General features: G+C 29.5%; 15 protein-coding genes. 9 read left to right on the forward strand and 6 right to left on the reverse strand.

The genetic code is table 11. The features are described 5' to 3' along the window. Positions 1 to 162 precede the first annotated feature (162 nt). A complete protein-coding gene (locus ACLVEP_RS09090) occupies positions 163 to 1,176 on the forward strand; it encodes a YdcF family protein (RefSeq protein WP_412584341.1) in 1,014 nt (337 codons plus the stop codon). A 49-nt stretch (positions 1,177 to 1,225) separates the two neighbouring features. Here ACLVEP_RS09090 and ACLVEP_RS09095 read toward each other — a convergent pair whose 3' ends face one another. Then, the gene (locus ACLVEP_RS09095; RefSeq protein WP_412584342.1) at positions 1,226 to 1,669 is read right to left on the reverse strand and encodes a dUTP diphosphatase; all 444 of its coding nucleotides are present in this window, start codon (positions 1,667 to 1,669) and stop codon (positions 1,226 to 1,228) included. A 106-nt stretch (positions 1,670 to 1,775) separates the two neighbouring features. On the opposite strand from ACLVEP_RS09095, the gene rfbD reads away from it, so the two are divergent. The 5 genes from rfbD to ACLVEP_RS09120 all read left to right on the forward strand — a co-directional run bounded on the left by rfbD (position 1,776) and on the right by ACLVEP_RS09120 (position 8,581). Continuing rightward, positions 1,776 to 2,633 (forward strand): dTDP-4-dehydrorhamnose reductase, encoded by an 858-nt coding sequence (rfbD, locus tag ACLVEP_RS09100; protein WP_412584344.1) that lies wholly within the window; start codon positions 1,776 to 1,778, stop codon positions 2,631 to 2,633. Then, positions 2,623 to 3,894 carry a dicarboxylate/amino acid:cation symporter gene (locus tag ACLVEP_RS09105; RefSeq protein WP_412584345.1) on the forward strand — a complete coding sequence of 424 codons (1,272 nt, stop codon included), beginning with the start codon at positions 2,623 to 2,625 and terminating at the stop codon, positions 3,892 to 3,894. Before rfbD ends, ACLVEP_RS09105 begins: the two co-directional genes overlap by 11 nt. Before the next feature lie 174 nt (positions 3,895 to 4,068). After that, positions 4,069 to 6,594 (forward strand): DUF4268 domain-containing protein, encoded by a 2,526-nt coding sequence (locus tag ACLVEP_RS09110; RefSeq protein ID WP_412584347.1) that lies wholly within the window; start codon positions 4,069 to 4,071, stop codon positions 6,592 to 6,594. A gap of 123 nt (positions 6,595 to 6,717) precedes the next feature. Next, on the forward strand, positions 6,718 to 7,692 hold the full coding sequence (locus ACLVEP_RS09115; protein ID WP_412584349.1) for an ROK family protein: 975 nt from the start codon (positions 6,718 to 6,720) through the stop codon (positions 7,690 to 7,692). Further along, the gene (locus ACLVEP_RS09120) at positions 7,685 to 8,581 is read left to right on the forward strand and encodes a PHP domain-containing protein (RefSeq protein WP_412584351.1); all 897 of its coding nucleotides are present in this window, start codon (positions 7,685 to 7,687) and stop codon (positions 8,579 to 8,581) included. Before ACLVEP_RS09115 ends, ACLVEP_RS09120 begins: the two co-directional genes overlap by 8 nt. A gap of 1 nt (position 8,582) precedes the next feature. Here the strand turns inward: ACLVEP_RS09120 and ACLVEP_RS09125 are convergent, their stop codons facing one another. Next, positions 8,583 to 9,431 carry a patatin family protein gene (locus tag ACLVEP_RS09125; RefSeq protein ID WP_412584353.1) on the reverse strand — a complete coding sequence of 283 codons (849 nt, stop codon included), beginning with the start codon at positions 9,429 to 9,431 and terminating at the stop codon, positions 8,583 to 8,585. 106 nt (positions 9,432 to 9,537) lie between these two features. On the opposite strand from ACLVEP_RS09125, the gene pulA reads away from it, so the two are divergent. From pulA to mfd, 3 genes are read left to right on the forward strand one after another with little or no spacing between them, the layout of a single operon-like run. Continuing rightward, the gene (gene pulA, locus ACLVEP_RS09130; protein ID WP_412584354.1) at positions 9,538 to 11,619 is read left to right on the forward strand and encodes a type I pullulanase; all 2,082 of its coding nucleotides are present in this window, start codon (positions 9,538 to 9,540) and stop codon (positions 11,617 to 11,619) included. Between the two features lie 3 nt (positions 11,620 to 11,622). After that, positions 11,623 to 12,177, forward strand: a complete 555-nt coding sequence (gene pth / locus ACLVEP_RS09135) for an aminoacyl-tRNA hydrolase (RefSeq protein WP_412584355.1) — start codon at positions 11,623 to 11,625, stop codon at positions 12,175 to 12,177. An 8-nt stretch (positions 12,178 to 12,185) separates the two neighbouring features. Continuing rightward, entirely contained in the window at positions 12,186 to 15,614 is a 3,429-nt protein-coding gene (gene mfd, locus ACLVEP_RS09140) for a transcription-repair coupling factor (protein ID WP_412584356.1), read from the forward strand. Positions 15,615 to 15,966: 352 nt separating this feature from the next. Here mfd and ACLVEP_RS09145 read toward each other — a convergent pair whose 3' ends face one another. The 4 genes from ACLVEP_RS09145 to ACLVEP_RS09160 form a co-directional block, all read right to left on the reverse strand. Beyond that, on the reverse strand, positions 15,967 to 17,409 hold the full coding sequence (locus ACLVEP_RS09145; RefSeq protein WP_412584358.1) for a DDE-type integrase/transposase/recombinase: 1,443 nt from the start codon (positions 17,407 to 17,409) through the stop codon (positions 15,967 to 15,969). A gap of 248 nt (positions 17,410 to 17,657) precedes the next feature. Further along, positions 17,658 to 17,975 (reverse strand): hypothetical protein, encoded by a 318-nt coding sequence (locus tag ACLVEP_RS09150; RefSeq protein WP_227352335.1) that lies wholly within the window; start codon positions 17,973 to 17,975, stop codon positions 17,658 to 17,660. A gap of 3 nt (positions 17,976 to 17,978) precedes the next feature. Continuing rightward, on the reverse strand, positions 17,979 to 18,785 hold the full coding sequence (locus ACLVEP_RS09155; RefSeq protein ID WP_227352334.1) for an ExeA family protein: 807 nt from the start codon (positions 18,783 to 18,785) through the stop codon (positions 17,979 to 17,981). Beyond that, a complete protein-coding gene (locus ACLVEP_RS09160; RefSeq protein WP_227352333.1) occupies positions 18,785 to 20,083 on the reverse strand; it encodes a DDE-type integrase/transposase/recombinase in 1,299 nt (432 codons plus the stop codon). The genes ACLVEP_RS09155 and ACLVEP_RS09160 overlap by 1 nt, the downstream gene beginning before the upstream one ends. Positions 20,084 to 21,020: the final 937 nt, after the last annotated feature.

Here is a 21,020-nt window from a genome sequence, read left to right on the forward strand (position 1 = left end):
CATATTTTATAAAATATAGAAATTCTCTTAAAAAAGTCTTAACTTAATGACATTGTGTGATAATCGCAACATTTTTTTATAAATTGTAAAATTATGTGATAAATTAAATATCTAAAGTAAGCGGTTACAAATAATGTATAATATATCCAAGGAGGAGATATTATGAAAAAAATATTTAAATTTGTTATGACGGTTGTTGTTTCTTTATGTTTATCATTTTCTTTTTCAATACCTGTTTTTGCTAGTGAAAGTAGCGAAACTGATATTATTAATGAAATGATTAGCTATTACAGTGCTTATCAAAGTACAGCAAAAACAGATATTCAAAGATTAGTTGAAAAATTAAAAGCTCTTAATTCAACTAAAGGGGAAGAATGGGAAAAAATCATGGAATATTGGGATTATGTCAATAGTGATATGAATGTCAATGTTGGTGTTTTACCAGATGGTTTACCTAATGATGATAGTTTATGCATTACTGTCTTAGGATTTGCTTTAAATGATGATGGAACAATGAAAGATGAGCTTGTAGGAAGATTACAAACTGCACTTGCAAGTGCACAAAAATATCCAAATGCCTATGTAGCTGTTACAGGTGGTGGAACTGCTAAAAATAATCCAGATGCAACTGAAGCAGATCAAATGGCAGCATGGATGATTGCAAATGGATTAGATGAAAATAGACTTATTGTTGAAAATAAATCTAAATCTACAGTTCAAAATGCTCAATTTACATATGCTATTTTAAGAGAAAAATATCCAACAATAAAATCATTAGCTATCGTTACAAGTGATTATCATGTTCAAAGAGGATGTTTATTATATTATTCTCAATTATTACTTTCAGCCTATGATGCAGGGGACAATTTATTAGATGTTATTAGTAATGCTGGTTACAAAGCAGGACATGAAGGCTATGAAAGTATTTCATTACAAGCTATGGGATTAAAACAAATTGCAGGTATTGCGGAAGCTAATAAAGAAGCTGTTAAAAAAGATGAAACAGTAACACCTACTACAGAAGATAATGTAACGAATAAAATAAATAATAATAAAAAATCTCAAAAAACAACAGCTGTAAAAACAGGAGATAGTACATCTATAGGTACTTATTCATTATTTGCATTTTTAAGTGTTTTACTAACAGTTATGTTAAAGAAATATAGGTTTGAATAAACATAATAAAAAAACGATTTGAAATAATACATCAAATCGTTTTTTTGTTTTAAATATGATCAATTATTTCATCTAAATCAATACCTAATTGAAACCCTAATGAAAAATAGTCATCAATTGTATTTTGGTAATCTTGACTAGAATAAGTTGATGAAACATTCAACATAGATTGATAAATTTTTAAAAATAAGTCTTCTAAAGATAAACGATTAGGAATTTCAGTATGATTTTTAATAGTATCAATTCTTAATTCATAACCAATAGACATTAACATTTTTAAACCGTCTAAATAATGTTCTAATAGTTCATCGTGATGAATAGCTTCTTCTTTTTCCCAAAAGATAAAACATCTTGAATCCTGACAAACTTCTCCTAAATCATGTAAGAAAGATAATGTTTTTTGCTTAAGTCGAGCGACATTTAAAATTTCATTTTTGTTTACTTGTAATTCTTTATTTACGTAAACTTGATACATTTTAGATAAATCATTCATAAAAATCACCTCGACTTTATTATACCACGAAATATGAACTAGGTTTGAATTTGACATCAAATATATCACTATATATAATATTCAAGATTTAAAGGAGGATGAAATTATGCAAAAAATTTGGATATGCGGTGCCAAAGGACAAATTGGGCAAGCAATCAATGAAATTATTGATAAGCTTGAATTTAAAGTTCTTGATACTGACATAGACGACTTGGATATTACAGATACAGATGAGGTTTTACGTTTTGGAGAAATGAATAGACCGGATATTATTATTAACTGTGCAGGACTTACAAATATAGAAGAATGTGAAAATGATATTTCTAAAGCTTATAAAGTTAATGCTTTAGGTGCTAGAAATTTATCTATTATTGCTAGAAAGTTAGAAGCTAAATTGGTTCATATTTCTACAGATGATGTTTTTGATGGGAAAAGTGATCAACCTTATAATGAGTTTGATGAAACAAGACCACAAACAGCTTATGGTAAATCTAAATTAGCTGGGGAACAATATGTTAAAGAATTTACTTATAAGCATTTTATTATTAGAAGTACATGGGTCTATGGTTTGGGAAATAATTTTATTAATGATTTATTAGAAAAAGTAAATAAAGGTGAAACTCTAGCAATTGCCTCTGATCAATTTGGATCACCTACAAGTGCTAAAGAACTTGCACGTTTTATTTTACATTTAATTGATACAAATGAATATGGAACATATCATGCAACAAATAAAGGGGTATGTAGTCGATATGAATTCGCTCATGAGATTTTAAAACTTACAGGAAAAGAAGCTCAAATGAAGGCAGTACCTACTCATTTATCTGATTTTTCTAAAGTTAGACCAGCTTATTGTGTCTTAGATAATTTTATTATGTCAATGACACCAGTTTATACTTTTCCTTCATGGAAAGAATCTTTAAAAGAATATTTTAAAGAAAGGGGTCTATATAATGAAAAATAAAAAGAAGTTAGGTTTAACAACTTTGATCTTTATAGCACTTATTGCTGGTGCGATTACAGGAATTATTATTAATTATTGTATTCCTAGTAATAAAATCGTTGATGATTTTATTGTTAGTGGTTTATTTTATGTTGTAGGACAAGGATTTATACGTTTAATGCGTATGTTAGTTGTACCACTTGTCTTTTGTTCAATTGTTTGTGGAAGTATGGCAGTAGGAGATACTAAAAAATTAGGAGCTGTAGGACTGAAAACAATGTTTTTTTATCTATGTACGACAGCACTTGCCGTTGTTGTTGCTTTATGTATCGCTAATGTTATTAATCCAGGTATTGGTTTAGATATGTCAGCAATTAAAATCACTTCAAAAGTAACAGAGTCAACACAAGCAACAAGTGTGACAGAAACATTGTTAAATATTATTCCAACAAATATTTTTGAATCACTTGCAAATGGAACAATGTTACAAATTATCTTGTTTGCGCTTATTTTAGGTGTTATTCTTGCAAATATGTCAGATCGTGTAGATATTGTTAAAAACTTCTTTAGTCAATTTAATGATATTATGATGGAAATGACAATGGCTGTTATGAAGTTAGCACCAATAGGTGTTTTCTGTTTGATTTCTAAAACATTTGCAGAAATAGGTTTTGATGTTTTTATTCCATTATTAAAATATATGTTCTGTGTATTACTTGCTTTAGGTGTTCAATGTTTTGGTGTTTATATGTCAATGTTAAAGATTTTTTCAGGATTAAATCCAATTATCTTTATTAAAAACTTTTTCCCAGTAATGGCTTTTGCCTTTTCAACATCAACATCCAATGCAACAATTCCAATGAATATTGATACTTTAGCTGAAAAAATGGGTGTTTCTAAAAAGATATCATCCTTTACAATTCCATTAGGTGCAACAATCAATATGGATGGAACATCCATCATGCAAGGTGTTGCGGTTGTCTTTACAGCTCAAGCCTTTGGAATTCATCTATCTATGATGGATTATGCTACAGTTATTGGAACAGCAACGCTTGCTTCAATAGGAACAGCAGGGGTACCAAGTGTTGGATTAATTACACTTACCATGGTCTTTAATTCCGTTGGTTTACCAGTAGAAGGAATTGCTTTAATTATGGGAATTGACCGTATCTTAGATATGACAAGAACAGCTGTTAATATTACTGGAGATGCCGTATGTACAACAGTTGTTGCTTCAATGAATAAAGCAGTTGATCGAGATATTTATTATGGTAGAAAATAATTAAAAATTAATTAAATGAACCAAATAGGTTAAACTAATCACTTATTTAGTTCATTTTTTTGTTATAAGTTATAAAGAGTTACATTACATGCGTTATTTCAAAAATTAAATTTAAATGATAAAATATATACATATATAATAAATATTTTGTAATTAATGAGGAAGGTGTTATTTATGAAAGGATCAGAATTAAGATTAATAGAATACATGGAAGGATCTAAAAAAAGATTTATTATTCCAGTATATCAACGTAATTACGATTGGAAAATTGAAAATTGCAAGCAGCTCTATGATGATCTTATTCAAGTAATAAAAAATAATAGTAAAACACATTTTTTTGGAAGTATAGTTTCAGTATATGAACCATCGGGAAGAAATACAGAATTTCTTATTATCGATGGGCAGCAGCGTTTAACAACAATGTCACTGCTTTTTTTGGCTATGTATAACCTTCTTGAAGAAAAAATAATAATTTCTGAGGATGAGTCTTTAAAAGATCAGATATATGAAGATTTTCTGGTAGATAAGTATCAACCTCAAGAAAAAAGAATGAAACTAAAGCCTATTAAAAATGATCAAAAAGCATTTAGTAAGCTTTTTAATAGTAAAGATGATTATATTAAAGATTCAAATTTAACGATAAATTATAGTTACTTTTACGAAAGAATTCAAAAACAAGAGATTACGATTGATGAACTTTTTGATGCAATTTGTCGCTTAGAAATTATTAATATTACATTAAATAATGAAGATAATCCACAGTTGATATTTGAAAGCTTAAACTCCACAGGGCTTGACTTAAGTGAAGGAGATAAAATTAGAAATTATATATTAATGGGTCTTCCAAAGCAAAAGCAAGATGAGTATTATGAAAAATATTGGAATTGTATAGAAAAATGTACTAAATATGATGTTAGTTCTTTTATTAGAGATTATCTTAGTGTTAAACAACTTGTTATACCCTCGCAAAAAAAAGTTTATATAAATTTCAAAAAATATGTTGAGGATTCTTCTTTAAAAATTATTGAAATATTAGAAGATTTACTTAGTTATGCAAAAAGATATAATATTTTGTTATGTGGGAAAACAAGTAGTAAAGAACTAAATTCTTGTATTAATAGACTAAATCGTTTGGAAACTACTGTAACGAGACCGTTTTTTCTAGAAGTATTAAGGCTTTATGATGAAAATCAAATAAATTTGAATGAAGTCGCAGAAGCATTTTCTATAACAGAAAGTTATTTATTTAGAAGAACAATATGTGATTTGCCTACAAACGCATTAAATAAAATATTTCTTTTACTTAATAGAGAAATTATGAGATATGATGGTACGGATAGTAATTACATAGAAAAACTAAAATTTGCTTTATTATCAAAAAAAGATAGAGCTAGATTTCCAAATGATGATGACTTTTCTTTAATGTTCACAGAAAAACCGATTTATCAAATGAATAGTAAAAATAAAATTTATATTTTAGAAAGATTAGAAAATTTTGGAACATTAGAAGATAAAGACATATATAGACATTATGATGAAGGAGAATATTCTATTGAACATATTATGCCACAACATCTTACACCTGCTTGGATTAAAGAATTAGGTGATAGCTATGAGGAAATTCATGATACTTGGCTTCATAGAATAGCTAATTTAACGTTAACAGCATATAATTCAAAGTACAGCAATAGTACGTTTGTAGAAAAAAAGACAATGAAGAATGGATTTGAAGATAGTGGGATTCGTCTAAATACATATGTTTCTAAAAAGGATAAATGGACATTAGCTGAATTACGAGATAGGAATGATTATTTGTTGAAAAGAGCGCTAGATATTTGGGTATTTCCATCAACAAATTATAAGCCGCAAGAAAAACAATTGGATTCTTATACATTAGACGATGAAGCATCTTTTTTAAGTGGTAGACAGATTGCTAAATTTGTATATAAAGGAACTGAACAACCGGTTGTAAGTTGGGTTGAAATGTATACGAAAGTTTTAAGAGCTTTATATTTAGAGGATAAAACGATTATTACCAAGATTGCATTATCAACAGATGATGAATTATCTATTCATTTTTCAACTAATAAAAGGATTTTTAAAAAATGTGATGAAATAGGGGATAATGTTTATGTGCAAACTAATACAAATACACAAAGTAAATTATCTGTTCTAAATAGATTGTATAAGTTATATGGTATGGATCCAACTGATTTAGTTTTTTATTTGCGAGATTCTAATGGTAAAGAAGATGAAAAAGGAACGAGATTTGAAATACGTCGAAGATATTGGGAGTATGCTTTAAAATTTATAAAAGAAGAAAATTTTGATAATAAATCTTTTGATAATGTAAATACTTCAAAGGAAAATTGGATAAATGGTACTTTTGGTATAGGTGGTTTTGCTATATGTTGTATTGCTAATTATGACTTTGCAAGAGTAGATGTATATTTTGGAAAGACTAATGCTAATGAAAATAAAATTGCATTTGATAATGTTATGTTACATAAATTAGAAATAGAATCAAATTTTGGTGTTAATTTAGAGTGGGATAGAGGAGATGACGTAAAAAGATCAATAATTTCGTATAGATTGGAAAATGTAAGTATTTATAATGAAAATGATTGGTTGCAAATAGCTAAATTTCATGCAAAATGGAGTAAGAAATTTATAGATGCTATTGTTCCTTATTTAAAATAGGAGAGAAATATTCTAATATTAAGGAATAATTTATAATGATAGACTCTTTATAAATTATTCCTTTTAATAAAATGATATGTTATAATAACTTTCGACAAGAGTTGATGAAAGTTAGGCGATAGAGTGTCAAAAGTAAATGATTTAAAACAAGAAAACGAAATAAAAATAAGAGAATGTCTTTATGATGGACAAATTTGGACAAAAAATGACTTAGCGTATAAAACAAGTCTTTCATTGGCGACAACTACTAATATTTTACAAGAAATGTTGAAAAGTCATGAAATTGAATATGTAAGTGATTCTAAGTCAACGGGTGGGAGAAAGTCTAAAGAATATCAGTTATATAAGGATTATAAGCATCTATTAAAAATAGTTTTAAAGAAGAATAAGGAGAGTTATGAATTTATTTTTGAAATTATAGATTTATATGATCAAATTGTTTATCAAAAAAATTATTCTTCTTTAAAAGGAACAGTTGATGAGTTTTTAAAGATGTTAAAAGATGTATTAAAGAAAGATCAAGAAATTGCTGTCATTTGTTTATCACTGCCAGGGGTTTGTGATCAAGGAATGATTGATTTGTGTGATTTTGAAGATTTTCAAAATAAAAACATATTAGAAATTTTAAAAAAAGAAATCAAACAAAAAATAATCATTGAAAATGATGTCAATTGTGCCAGCATTGGTTTTTATTATCAATATCCACACTATCAAAATAGTGCTTTGATTTATCAACCTGCGGTTGATTATGTAGGCTGTGGCATGATCATTCAAGGAAAACTTTATAATGGTTTTAGTCATTTTGCGGGAGAACTTCGATGTTTACCTTTTTATGATCATTTACAACAAAAGCGTTTATTAAAAGATGATCCTCAAGAATTATTAGAAAAACAGATTGCTACTTTATGTTGTGTCTTAAATCCAGAAGCTATTGGTATTTGTAGTGATGTTTTAAAAGACATACAAATATCTTTACCAACGATTCCTTTAAAACATCAACCTCAAATAATTAAAATTAATCAACTATATACATTGATTAAAGAAGGACTTTTTCAAATAGGAAAGAATCAAATGATAGGAGAGATGAATAATGAATAAAAGTTATATTGATTTACATATGCATAGTTTATACAGCGATGACGGAGAATTTACACCTACTCGACTTGTAGAAATGTGTCATGAAGCAGGGGTAAAAATTATGGCGATTGCTGATCATAATTGGGTTAAAGCCATTGATGAAGCCAAAAAGAAAGCAGAAGAATTAAAGATAAAATATATTCCTGCTATTGAAATTGATTGTACTTACAAAGGAATCAATTTACATGTTTTAGGTTATGGAATCGATTATACAAACCCAGCATTTAATCAATTGGGAGAAGATATTTTAAAACAAGAACTCAATTGTAGTTTAAAAAAATTAGAACTTACCAATCAATTAGGCTTTGATTTAAAAAAAGAACAATTAGATGCCGTAAGTAGTAATGGGGTTTATACTGGAGAAATGTTTGGTGAAGCTTTGTTAAAGGATGAAAGATATGTAGATCATGAACTTTTAAAACCTTATCGAAGCGGCGGAAGTCGTAGTGATAATCCCTATGTTAATTTCTATTGGGATTATTATGCTCAAGGGAAACCTTGTTATACAGAAGTTATTTTTCCTTCATTAGAAAAAACAATTCAATTAATTAATGATCATGGGGGAGTAGCTGTATTAGCGCATCCGGGAAATAATTTAAAAGGAAAGTTTGACATTTTTGATGAAATGGTAGAAAAAGGACTTCAAGGAGTTGAATGTTTTTCAAGCTATCATAGTCTTGAAACTAATGATTATTTTTATCAAAAAGCTAAAGAGCTTAATTTATTATTTACTTGTGGAAGTGATTTCCATGGTAAAACGAAACCCGCGATTCATTTAGGTGAAAATGGTTGTGTTTCACCAGATGAAATTAAAGAACTTTTAATTAAATACCAATTAATAAGAGGCTAATTTAGCCTCTTAAGTATTTTTTTAAGTTTTCTAATTGATTATAACAATCACTTACACCTAGGTCATACATTTGTTGAATGACTTCTTTGTCTTTTTCAAGTCGTCCAATAGGGATGAGTTGACTAGGTCTTAAAACAAAAATCTTCTTTTCTTTTTCTAATTTTGTAATTAAATCTAAAGACGCATTATAATTTAAATAACGATTATTTAAGGTTTCTACAAAATGAGGATATTGATGATAAAAGAGTTTATTAAGATGTTTATTGGATGGCTTTTTACAATAATCTAAAGGTCTTGTTAAAACGACAATGATTTTATCAACATCCATCTCTAACATTTTTTTAATAGGAATACTATCACTACAGCCACCATCTAAATATTCATGACCATTGACTTGGATGATATGAGATACAAAAGGCATTGAACCTGATGCTCTTAAATATTCAACTTGATCATAATTATCTAAAGTATCCAATAACTTATATTCTGCTTTTCCTGTTTGTAAATTTGTCACAACAGCATAAAAATCAACAGGAGATTCTTGATAACTTTGATAATCAATTGGATCTAAATCATCAATCAATTTTTCAAAACAAAATTCTTCATTCATGACGTTTCCTGTTTTTAAAAAAGAATAAATACCCATATAATCTTTATTTCCAGCGTAAGCTTTATTATATCTTAAAACACGTCCTATTTGTTTTGATTTATAATTCATTCCAAATAAAGCTCCTGCTGAAACACCAATAATTGTATCAACATCAATCTTTTCTTTTAAAAATGTATCAATGACTCCTGCTGTGTATAAACCACGCATAGCGCCACCTTCTAATACTAAACCAACTTTCATTTATATCACCGAGGGTATTATATCATAAAATTTGAACATCAAAGCAAAAAAGAAGATGTTTGAATAAAATATATATTTTGCGTATAATACGATTAGGTGATTAAAAATGGAAAAAGGCAAAATACGTATGCTCGCCAATTTAATAGAGCTAAATAAAATAGAAGTAAGACTTTCAAAAAAATATTATGGGGGAATTTCTCCAAAATTTTATTTGAGAGATTTAAATAAAGAAACACTTGTAGAAATTCCTGTTGCTGAAACATGTGAAGATGATATTTGTGTTAAATATTATTTTAAAAATGTTCATATTGATTTAACACATCATTATGAAATGGTAGATAATTATGGTTTAAGTGCTATTTTACAATATGTAAGACTTTCTGAATTGGATAATTTTGATGAATTATTTTATTATGATGGAAGATTAGGACCTCTTTATCAAAAAGAAAAGACTACTTTCAAAGTGTGGGCGCCTACAGCTTTAGAAGTCATGGTTAAAGTAGGAAATGAAGCTTATCAAATGGAAAGAAAAGAAAAAGGTGTTTTTGAAGTAACGGTCCAAGGAGATTTAGATAATCAAGAATATAATTATTTGATTCGTCATCATAAAAGTTTTCATGAAACATTAGATCCTTATGCTTATGCTTCTAATGCGAATAGTAATAGTAATATTGTTATTGATGTTGATAAAATCAATGAACCACTTTATTTAGAAAACTTACCACATATGAAAAGAAAAACAGAAGCGATCATTTATGAATTAAGTGTTCGTGATTTTACTATGTCTAAAACAATTAATGCAACACATCCAGGGACTTTTATGTCTTTAGTAGAAAGTGGTTTAGTTACACCACAAGGTAATAAAGCAGGGTTCGATTATCTTGTTGATTTAGGTGTCACTCATGTTCAAATCATGCCAATGTATGATTTTGCGACAGTAGATGAACTTCATCCTACAGTGATGTATAACTGGGGTTATGATCCAATTCAATACAACGTTCCTGAAGGAAGCTATGCTTTAGATCCTCAAGATGGTTATTCGCGTGTTAAAGAATGTCGCCATATGGTTTCAACACTTCATCAAAAAGGTTTAAGAGTGGTGATGGATGTTGTTTATAATCATATGTATGATTATTATACAAGTGCGTTTGAAAGAACAGTACCGGGGTATTATTTTAGAAAGAATCAATATGGAGAAATGTCTAATGGTTCTTGGTGTGGAAATGATTTAGAATCAAGACATCAAATGGTAAGACGATATATTAAAGATATGTGTTTGCGTTGGCAAAAACTTTATGGAGTAGATGGTTTTAGATTTGATTTAATGGGTATTATTGATATTGAAACCTTAAATCAAGTTTATGATCAAGCTTCAAAAATAGATGATAGTTTTATTATGTATGGTGAAGGATGGAATATGCCTACAGCTATGGATGATCATGAAAAAGGAATGCAAGATAATCATCGTAAGATGTTAAATATTGGCTTCTTTAATGATTATTATCGTGAAACTTTAAAGGGTGGTAGTGGAGATTCTGCTTTAAAGGATAAAGGTTATTTTGCTGGAAATATGTATAATTGTGAAATTGGTGGTGAATGTATGAAAAATACAAATCGCTACAGCTATGTTGATCAAAGTATTAATTATGTTGAATGTCATGATAATGCGACAACATTTGATAAATTTGCAATCAGTAATGGGGATGAACCACTTGAAACTCGTAAGAAAAGACAATTGATGTTGAATGTTGCGCTTATTTTATCACAAGGAATTCCTTTTATTCATTGTGGTCAAGAGTTCTATCGTAGTAAAGATGGACTTGGAAATACGTATAATACATTAGATCATATTAATGCAGTCAATTGGTCTTTAGTTGATGAAAATCAAGAGGATATTGAAACTCTTAAACAAATGATTCAACTTAGAAAAGAAAATGGTGGATTTAAGTATGAAACAATTCAAGAAGTAAATGAATATGTAAGTACAAATCATTTTGATTATCGTATTTTAAGATATTGTGTGAAACAAAATAAAGGAAAATATCAAGAGATTGTTGCATATTTTAATCCTTCGTATTATGATTTTGAAATAAATGATATGGATGAATATGAAGTGATTTATAATGATCATGAATCACGCACATATTTAGCTCCTATTTCGATGAAAATATTTGGATTAAAGAGGTAAAAAATGAAATTAATTATTGGTTTAGGTAATCCTGGAAAAGAATATGAAAATACAAGACATAATACAGGATTTATGGTATTAGATCGTTTAAGTGAAAAATTAAATATTGAAATGACACAAAGTAAATTTAAAGGGCTTTATGGAAAAAGTAAATATAAAGGTGAAGATGTGATTTTATTAAAACCACAAACTTATATGAATTTATCTGGAGAATCTGTTAGACAAGTTATGGATTTCTTTAAAATCAATCAAGAAGATATCTTAGTTATTTATGATGATTTAGATATGCCAGTAGGGAAGCTTCGTTTAAGACAAAGTGGTAGTGCTGGTGGTCATAATGGTATTAAAAATATTATCTTGCATACTGGAAGTCAAAATTTTAATCGTATTCGTGTAGGTATTGATCGTAGTAAATATATAAAAGTTGTTGATTATGTTTTATCACGTTTTACAAAAGATGAACAAGATGCTATCAATCAAGGGATTGAAAATGCCAGTGATGCAGTCATAGATTATTTGGATCATGGATTTAATCATGCAATGAATCGTTTTAATTAGAGGCACATATGAAAAAAATATTACATTTATTAAAAGATAATAAAGCATTCAATGCTTTATTAAATAAACAAAATATCGTTGTTAATTCTTCTAACAGCGAAGCGCTACTTATTGCTAGCGCATTTTTGACTTTAAAAAAAGATATGCTGATTGTTAAATCAAACCAATATGAAGCTAATCTTCTTTATAAACAAGTTTCTCAAATGATTGATGAAGCTCTTTATTTTCCTGTAGATGAATCTTATCGTATTGAAAGTTTAGCTGCTTCAGGAGAATTATTAGGACAAAGATTAGGAACGATGTATCAACTTACACGACCTGGTCCACATCTTTTGATTAGTCATGGTCATAGTGTGATGCGATATGTTCCAACTGTTGATGTTTTTAAGAAAAACTGTATGACTTTAAAAGTAGGAGATCATATTGATGTTTATGATTTACAAAGATTTTTAGTGCAAGCAGGTTATATGCATACAACGCGTGTTGATCAACCTTTCTATTTTTCTAAACGTGGGGGAGTCGTTGATATTTTTTCAATGCAATATGACCATCCTATTCGTATCGATTTCTTTGATGATGAAATTGATTATATTAAATTTTTTGATGAAAAAACACAAAGAACGATTGAAAAAGTAGATGAAATTGAAATTATTCCAGCTACCGATCTTCTTTATTTAGATCAAGAAGTAGGTTCAGTTGTTACACAAATCAAAGATTCTTTTGAAGAACAATATCAAAAGATGGATGATTTATTTAAAGATGATTTTGAAGAAAAAATCATGATCGATATTGAAAACTTAAAAGCACATGCTACAGATAGTAGTCAATATGCGTATTATCATCTCTTTAAAAATGTGACGAGTATTAAAGATTACTTAGATGATCCAGTTACTATTTTATGTCAAGAAGAAGATATTCATTTTCAAATCAAAAACTATATTTCAGAAAACTTCTATTATTATCAAGAATTAAGCCAAAGTGGTCGCTTTTTAAAAGATAATCAACTTTATCAAGACTTTGATAGCATTATTAAAGATAACTATCAAGCTATTAATACCTTTGCAACAAATAAAGATGATATTGTCTTTTTAAGCCACGATGTGATGTTTAATCGAGATGATGAAAAACGCGTCATTCAACAAATCAATGATTATTTAAAGAATAGTCAAATTTTAATTTCTTTAGAAAATAAACATCAACTTCAATTGATGGTTGAACTTTTTGATCGTCATGAAATGAAATATACACTTGTAGGAATTGATGAAGTAATTTATCCAGGTATTAATCTTTATGTAGGGAAACTTGCATCAGGATTAGAACTTATTGAAGAAAAAGTAGTTATTTTAACAGCCCATGAATTATTTGGAGAAGTCAATGTTTCTAAAACAAAATATTTTAGATTTAAAGATGCTAAAATATTACGTAACTTCCAAGAATTAAATGTTGGTGATTATGTTGTTCATGATAGCTATGGAATAGGGCAATATTTAGGAATTAAAACACTTGATGTTAAAGGATATCATAAAGATTATTTATATGTGGCTTATGCTGGAGATGATACGCTTTATATTCCAGTTGAACAATTTAAAATGATACGTAAATATGCAAGTGCTGATGGTAAAGTACCAATGATTCATGCTCTTGGAAGTAGTAAATGGACAAAGGCTAAACAAAAGGCTAAAAATAAAATTGATGATATTGCTGATCAATTAATAGAATTGTATGCTAAAAGAATGTCTTCACCAGGTTTTGCTTTTTCTAAAGATAATGAATTACAAATCGATTTTGAAAATCAATTTGGTTATGCTTTAACTGCTGATCAACAAAGAAGTGTTGATGAAATTAAATTGGATATGGAAAAACCTCAACCAATGGATCGTCTTTTATGTGGAGATGTTGGTTTTGGTAAAACTGAAGTGGCCTTACGTGGTGCTTTTAAAGCAATTTTAGATCATAAACAAGTAGCTTTTCTTTGTCCAACGACGATTTTATCAATGCAACATTTTAAAACAGCAACAGAACGTTTTAAAAATTTCCCTGTAGAAATTGCTTTATTAAATCGATTTACTTCTTCTAAAGAAAAGAAACGTATTTTAAAAGAAGTTAAAGAAGGTAAAATTGATTTATTAATAGGAACACATCGTATTTTATCAAAAGATGTCGAGTTTAATGATTTAGGTTTACTTGTTATCGATGAAGAACAACGTTTTGGTGTTAAACAAAAAGAAAAAATCAAAGAATACCGTGAAACGATCGATGTTCTTTCTCTTTCAGCCACACCAATTCCTCGTACTTTACAAATGTCTTTAATGGGAATTCGAGGATTATCGAAAATCGATACACCACCTAAAAATAGATTGCCTGTACAAACGTATGTTGTTGAAAAAAATAATACTTTAATTAAGCAAGTTATTGAAAGAGAACTTGCAAGAGATGGACAAGTTTTCTATCTTTATAACCGAACAGATCAAATTGCTAATGTAGCTTATAAAATTTCTTCTACTGTTCCTAATGCAAAAGTAGCTATAGGTCATGGACAAATGGATAAAAATGAACTAGAAGATGTTATGCTTCGTTTTATGAATAAAGAATTTAATGTTCTTATTTGTACAACAATTATTGAAACAGGAATTGATATTCCTAATGCCAATACAATGATTGTTGAAGATGCTGATAAATTTGGATTAGCTCAACTTTATCAAATTAGAGGACGTGTAGGTCGTAGTGAAAGAGGCGCTTATGCTTATCTTCTTTATAAAAAAGATAAGTCTATTCAAGATGATGCATTAAAGCGTTTAAAAGCGATTAAAGAATTTACTGAACTTGGTAGTGGTTATAAAATAGCCATGCGAGATTTATCAATTCGTGGTTCGGGAGATATTCTTGGTGGTAAACAAGCTGGATTTATTGATGATATTGGTTTTGAAATGTATATGAAAATCCTACAAGATGCCATCAATGTAAGAATGCATAAAGATGAAAAGCCTGAAGAAGAGGTTAAAAACTTAAATGTGAGTGTAGATGGTTATATTCCTGATGATTATGTAGAAAGTGATTATGAAAAACTTGAATTGTATCAAAGATTAGATAAAGCAAAAACAATGAGTGAACTTAATAGTTTAAAAGCTGAATTTGATGATTATTATGGAAATTTACCAGAAGCTATTTTAACATTAATTGAAAAAAGAAAACTTGAAATTCTTTCCCATTATTCTATTATTGAAGATATTAAAGATTCTGGTAAACAACTAGAAATTATTTTTTCACCTAATGCTTTTGAAACAATTTCTGGTGATAAATTGTTCTTGCTTGCTAATAGACTATTTACCAAACCAGCGTTTAAGTCTTTAGATAATAAAATTACGATTAAAATCAATAAACACGATCAATGGCTTAATCGTTTAAATGAATTTATTGAAACATTATCAAAACAATAAAATATCTTAAAGATTGTTTTCTATCCAATAGAAACAATCTTTTTTTAAAATTAGTTAGAACTTAAAAATATTATTACGATATTTAATGACTTACCATGTCTATATATGGTATGATAAAAAAGACTTACACAATTTATTAGTTAATTGACGTAAGCGGTAGAGTCTAAAGTTTATGAAAACTATATAAAATCATAGGTTTCAGGACTCAATGAACGATGTGAAATCATCCAAAAAGTTATAAAACTGAATATTTCGGAATTTTCTAAACCAACGGATTATAAAAGACAATAAAAAAAGCCTGAAAAAGGCGCAATGAGGGTATCGTCTCTAGGAACATATCTTAGAGAAATGATCAGTTGGCTGTATTTGTCGGATGATAATGATGTGATATTTCAATAAGTTTAAGCCATTGATCAGGCATAAGCATATCATTATCAAATAATCCTGTGACGGGTGTTTTAAATCCTAATGATGAATGTGGTCTTAGAAAGTTAAAAAAGCATACAAAAAGAATCATGTAGCTGTTGGCACCTTCGATTTTGTCATAACCATTAGTTCCATAATAATTCTGCTTATATGTACGATTGAGCCTTTCTTCAATCTGCTTGAAAGGTCTATATTTTTTAGATGTCTCATCTTTATTTTTAACACCGATGACTTGATGAAGATCAAACTTGATATCATTGATATCAAAAAAGACCTGAGTGGCATTATAGATGGGGTTGCCATCTGTAATAAGAGTAAGGTTTTCAGGAATATTACCATTGTAATGTTTCAAACAGTCATAGATGGATCTACAGGCACATTCAGTATCACGAGTTGGATAAATCGTATGGGATGTAATAATTTTGGAATGAGGATCTGACCAAAAGAAAACATACTGATTTTTACCCCTGACTTTGATGTAAGTTTCATCCCCTGCAAGAAGTGAACCAATCTTATAAGGATAATGATCAACCATATCTTTTACAAGAGATGATACACCATTGGCATAGTTGATGACGGTCTGGTGAGAAATACGCACACCATGAATTTGTTTCATGATGAGAGCAGTTTTTCTGGCACCAAGACCATAATTGACGTAATACGTCAAAATAAGACCAAGGACTTTATGATCAAAATGGATTCTGGAAATATTAAATCCTGTATTTAAAGACTGAGATACCTTTTTAAGAGATTTCATATCAAATTTGAATTCGCGATAGTGATATCTAAGACGATACTGATTACTGGAGGTAATAAGAGAATCCCTGTCATCACTGTCTAAAACTTCTTTATTATGTTTGTAATAGGAACAGTCCTGATTCATGCAGACGTAAACAAAATAGCCATTGCGATCATGATGTAAAACAAGCTTACGTTTGCAGTGAGGACAGTAGATACCAATCTCATCTTTGATAGTCGTTTTAACGGTAAAAGTATTCTTGCAAGCCTTGCATTGATATTGACCTTTGCCTTTATTATTGTCATAAATATATTCTTTAGGAGCACCACAATAAGGGCATACACCGTCAAATGCAAAAGATTCAGGATTTCTTCGCCTGATAGGACCAATATTCTTTTTGTTGATGATGTCTTCAAAAGAAAGCTGTTCAACCAGTTCATTTTTGAATAGAGGAGGTTCATCGACCTTGAAATCAGCATAGGGGATTTGGACATCTTTGTTTTTAGAAGATTTAAGATGAGAGATTTCTTTTTTTGTAACAGGATTGATATTGTCTTCAAAGAACCTGTTGAGCCAGTCAATATGTTTAGAGGCCTCATCAAGATGATAGATAAAATCAATATTGTTCAAATGATCAGAAATAGAGTCAGAAATCCTGTTTAAGATGTTCAGAGGCTGAAAATATTGAGAGAATTTAAAATTTTGTTTAGAAAAAGATTCAATAGAATCAATTAAATGTGTTATACTTTGCTGTTAAACCGCAGATTTAACACACCACACAACCGCAAATTATATTAACCATTAATTTATCATTTTGTATTAATGACCGCACACTATTCAATCTGTTCAATTATGAATATAATAAAAAGATGCACCTGTTACAGTACATCTCTACTATAATCTCTTTCTGAATAAACTGCTTTTATGGCGTAGGCAATCTTTAAACTCATATCCTCATCTTTTATCTTTTCACAGATTGCATTTGAATTCCAAAATATATCTGTTGGATGTGCCAGTTCCACATCTATATCATAATCTGTAATACAGATATTCCATTGTGACAACAGATGCTCCAGATAACATCTCAATTTTTGATTGTTCATTTCGATTTCAAATTCATAAAACGGTGTGATATGAAGATATGTGATTTCTCCAACAGTTTTTTCTCCATCCTTGTTTTTAAATATGTAATCCATAATCTATCCAAGCATCAGCTCTTTGCTTGCCTCCATAATAAGTTCGCTGTCAATTACTTCCTTGTTATAATGCATTGAAAGTATAAGACTTTTATTGATGAGCAGGTTCAATGTTCTTACTGATGTATTCATCAATGAATATAATGTATGATAACACTCATCTTTGAAAAGATCACTTCGGCAGTTTACTGACTGCAATCTCGAAATAACATAATTTTTGACTTCTTCTTCATTGAAACCTGTAAATGTATAATTCATATTGATACGCTGTCTGAATGGTTCCAGTGCTTTCAGACGCAGCGTTCTCAAAAATTCATTCTGTCCTACAAATATAAGTGTACAGTAATCTTTTGAGTCATAATCAAAATTCATAAGCATGATAAATTCCCTCAATACTTCTTTTCTTAAAAACTGTGCTTCATCAATCGCAATAATGACTTCCATTTTATTTTCTGATGTCAGTCTTTTGAGTTCATCCTGAATCTGATTGAACATCTGTGACTTTTTTGTTGTTTCTTCTAGACCAAGTGCATCATTGAGCATGCGGTAAAAATCAATAGCTGTAATAGTAGTCATACATATATAGATGACAACATAGCGATTTGGATTGAGTGCTTCCAGTGTTTTTCTGAGGCATGTTGTCTTGCCCATCCCTGGACTGCTTAAAAATACACCAATCCCTCTTGATCTGATAATAAATTCAAGTCTGTTAGTCATTTGATTAAAATCGTTGGATGTAAAAAGTGTTGAAACAGTTGCATCTTTAGTAAATGGATTTTTATCCATCCCATAATAAGTTGTCATTTCCATCAGTAAATGATCTCCTCTCTTCTTGTTTTTCCATTTTCAATTCGATCCGTTCTTTTTAAAGGAACTTTTTTCTTTTGGGCTATGTCATAAAGATAAGTTCCCTCAAAGGTTCTTGGATTATAACGAATAATGACTCTCATTCCTATATAGACAGATGGAACATCAAAAAGCTGATTATCCACCAATACGGTTGAATCGCCATTGACCTTTCTGGTTGTTTCATGAAGAAATACATCATCAAGCCATGGTACATAATCAACAGGTGATTTGTTTGCCAGTCTTGATACCTCAATATCCTTCATATCATACATATAACGTTCAAGAGGCGTATGATTGTCATTTTCATCTTCCTTCAATGATGAATGGATCGTTCTGTTATATTCATTGATCCATTTATTCAGATCATTGTTCAGCTGACCAAGAGAATGGTAGTCACTTCCGTTATGTACATCCATAAATCGCATCTTCATTGTATGAAAGAACCTTTCAATCAAAGCCTTTCCAGTTGGCGAATATGGAGGATTATAAATAATCTTGGTCCCAAGTCTGGCTTCTATTTCCTTTGTACTTTTATTTTTATAGCTGCTGCCGTTATCAAGAATAATGACCTTACTTCTCCCATATCTTAAAACGGCATCATGCCATACTTTTTGAAAATTGATGGCATTATCATTGAAAAAGAATTCAGCACCAACGATCATTCGAGAATGATTGTCGATGATGGCAATCAGATATGTTTTCCTGTAAATATTTTCTTCATCATAAATATAGAACGTATGGCAGGTATCTGCCTCATAGCCATCACATGAATGGGCAAATTCCCACGTTCTTCTTTCTCTGGTCAATGTTTCACCATTTCCATTTCTCAGGCCACTGTTTCTGATATAACGTTGTATCGTATCTACGGAACAGTCACCCTTGTTTAAAACACCATCTTCAATCATTTTTTCATAGATCATGACTCCTGTGATTTTAGGGTACTGATTAATGAGACTGGCAATATATTCTTTATGTTCTTCATCCAGCTTTCTTACTCTGCCAAGATCCAGTCGATCTTTGGGCATCAGCCCATCAAAACCATTTTTTCTGTATTTATAGAGCCACCATTTCATCGTCTGATCAGAAAACTTTCTTTTTGTACCATCAGGCCAGTCGATTTCACGTTTTGAAACGCGTTTAAAATAGGCACTTATCGAATCATCAGTAAAAGTTCGTGATACAACAGGTGCAATGAATGAAAACTTTATCTGACCAATAAGTTTTCTGAATTCATAACTGTCTGTATTTTGTCCGTTCATATATTTTCCTCCTCAATATTGAGTATAGTATGAGAAAAATACAGGAAACATTGCCAACTTATTTATTTGAAGAAAACAATAAAAAGATCAGGGACCGTGATTGAATAATTTGCGGTCATATTGAAAAAGAGTATGAAGACCGATATCAAAGAGATCATGTATGATATCATGAAAATCATATATCAGATGAATAAAAAAATGCATGTGGTATCTGTTTTTTAAGGAAGTAAAAATTCTAAGATAACAGTTGTATTTGAAAATCCACCTGTAGAGTGTGGAAATGGATATCTGAAAAATATCGCATATTTTCTCAACAGTAAAAGAAGTAAAAAATTTTGTGGAAAGGACTTTAAGAATAAAAAATAAAGAGAATGATGAATGTGGTATGAAAACAGAATTGGGAAGAACAGCATGAAAATGCCCATCATTTTTACAATATAAAACAGGTATCGTAATCATATCGTCATGAACAGTATTACGAAAATAAATATAATGACGGCTATAGCTTTTAAAATAGACAAGATTGGATGATTTACATGACAAGTCATTGTGGGTATGAACTGAAGAAAGATTGACGTAATTAAGACAGTAGGATTCAATCTTTTCAATTTGATCAGAAACAGGCTGATTGAAAAAACTGTAATTTTGTGAAGTAAAGGCATGCTTGATAATCAGTGAAAAATCTTGTATCATAATTCATGTATCATCAGTATCAACTGACGATTGAAAAGGAACAGTGTTAGAGGGGTAGGATACTTTAACGGGCTGTTTCTTTTCTTTTTCCTTTCGTAATTTTCATAATTAAATAGTACTATAAATACAAAATAAAAAACAGGTGGAGATTTTGCGTTTTATAACGGCATAATGTTCCATCTGTTTATTATTTTATTTTGCAGTTTTATTTTGTTTTTAGATGTATTCAGTTTGCGGTTTAACA

Origin of the sequence: Faecalibacillus sp., assembly GCF_047023275.1 — a bacterium.
In the GTDB taxonomy this organism is placed as follows: domain Bacteria; phylum Bacillota_I; class Bacilli_A; order Erysipelotrichales; family Coprobacillaceae; genus Faecalibacillus.

Bases quoted from the DNA above. Each gene is read 5' to 3' on its own strand.
- ACLVEP_RS09090 (WP_412584341.1), top strand. From the start codon at position 163: ATGAAAAAAATATTTAAATTTGTTATGACGGTTGTTGTTTCTTTATGT.
- ACLVEP_RS09095 (WP_412584342.1), bottom strand. From the start codon at position 1,669: ATGAATGATTTATCTAAAATGTATCAAGTTTACGTAAATAAAGAATTA.
- rfbD (WP_412584344.1), top strand. From the start codon at position 1,776: ATGCAAAAAATTTGGATATGCGGTGCCAAAGGACAAATTGGGCAAGCA.
- ACLVEP_RS09105 (WP_412584345.1), top strand. From the start codon at position 2,623: ATGAAAAATAAAAAGAAGTTAGGTTTAACAACTTTGATCTTTATAGCA.
- ACLVEP_RS09110 (WP_412584347.1), top strand. From the start codon at position 4,069: ATGAAAGGATCAGAATTAAGATTAATAGAATACATGGAAGGATCTAAA.
- ACLVEP_RS09120 (WP_412584351.1), top strand. From the start codon at position 7,685: ATGAATAAAAGTTATATTGATTTACATATGCATAGTTTATACAGCGAT.
- ACLVEP_RS09125 (WP_412584353.1), bottom strand. From the start codon at position 9,431: ATGAAAGTTGGTTTAGTATTAGAAGGTGGCGCTATGCGTGGTTTATAC.
- pulA (WP_412584354.1), top strand. From the start codon at position 9,538: ATGGAAAAAGGCAAAATACGTATGCTCGCCAATTTAATAGAGCTAAAT.
- pth (WP_412584355.1), top strand. From the start codon at position 11,623: ATGAAATTAATTATTGGTTTAGGTAATCCTGGAAAAGAATATGAAAAT.
- mfd (WP_412584356.1), top strand. From the start codon at position 12,186: ATGAAAAAAATATTACATTTATTAAAAGATAATAAAGCATTCAATGCT.
- ACLVEP_RS09150 (WP_227352335.1), bottom strand. From the start codon at position 17,975: ATGGATTACATATTTAAAAACAAGGATGGAGAAAAAACTGTTGGAGAA.
- ACLVEP_RS09155 (WP_227352334.1), bottom strand. From the start codon at position 18,785: ATGGAAATGACAACTTATTATGGGATGGATAAAAATCCATTTACTAAA.
- ACLVEP_RS09160 (WP_227352333.1), bottom strand. From the start codon at position 20,083: ATGAACGGACAAAATACAGACAGTTATGAATTCAGAAAACTTATTGGT.